General features: G+C 41.9%; 2 protein-coding genes. Both read left to right on the top strand.

What is annotated here, in order from left to right:
• Positions 1 to 16 precede the first annotated feature (16 nt).
• Positions 17 to 361, top strand: coding sequence for a PH domain-containing protein (locus RAC86_RS39015; protein WP_003220141.1), 345 nt, complete (start codon positions 17 to 19; stop codon positions 359 to 361).
• Positions 362 to 614: 253 nt separating this feature from the next.
• The coding region (locus RAC86_RS39010) for a TraR/DksA family transcriptional regulator (protein ID WP_377886990.1) at positions 615 to 1,074 on the top strand (460 nt) is incomplete at its 3' end.

The following is a 1,074-nucleotide window of genomic DNA, read 5'->3' as shown; positions in this document are numbered from 1 at the left end:
AAAGAGGGGTTCTTCATTGGGTATTTTTTCTGTTAGCAGATCAACGGATGCAAAGAAGCTTGAAGCTTTGCTCGTTGAAGGGGAAAGAATAGAATCGATTTATAAGCTCCGAGTGGACCAAATTTGCTTTACAAATAAGCGGATCATTTTCTTTGACAATAAAATGTTTTCTAAAAAGAAGGTTCGTGTATTTCTTCCATATAAAACAATTGAAAGCTTTGCGATCCAAGAAGCGGGCATGTTTGACCCGGACACTGGGCTTTTATTGATGACTAGAAGCAAAACGTTCGAATTAGAATTTGCGAAAGACACCGATTTAAGCGAAGTTCAAGCGGTGCTGACAAAGCATTTGTGCAGCTGAATATTTGATGAGCCAGCCGTTCAAAAAATGGTTAGGCTTTTTTTATATAAAAAACAGAGCAGAGCGTACATGCCCTGTTCTGTTTTTACAACTACGAAAGAAGAGAAGACAAAAAACTGCCAAAGAAATCCTGAAACACTATTATCGCCAACGGTTGCGATCCGTGCAAAGATGCAGTCGCTCATCTTTCTATCAAGTTCTCATGTTTGACAAGGGGCAAAACGGGAAACAGGATAGAAAGGAGAGGATACACATGGCGCTGACAAAAGAACAAAAGAAGCATCTCTATTATAAATTGCTCGATATGCAAAAAGAATTGTCTGGCGAGAAGAAGGAAACAGAATCAATGACGGAAGAAGTGGGGGAGCTTTCCAATGGGGTTGACAACCACATGGCAGACCACGGCACGCTCGTCACAGACCGGATGACAGACCAAACAGTGAGAGAGATCGACCGGGAGCTGTTAGAGGAGATCAACCATGCATTACAAAAAATGAAAGATGGAACGTACGGAGTGTGTGAAAAAACTGGCCAAGACATTCCTTACGAAAGGCTTGAAGCTGTTCCCTATGCAAGAATGACAGTGGAGGCCCAAGCTGATATGGAGGATGATGTAGAGACAGACGCTCCGTCATTTGAAAGAGAGTTTCACGAGCAGGTAAAAGATCTATCCAATAAAGAAACCATTGATCCAAAAAGCTCTCAGACGTATG

The organism is Bacillus sp. LR_5, from assembly GCF_042709275.1.
Note: the sequence above shows the minus strand (reverse complement) of the source record. Positions and strands in the feature narration are given on the sequence as shown.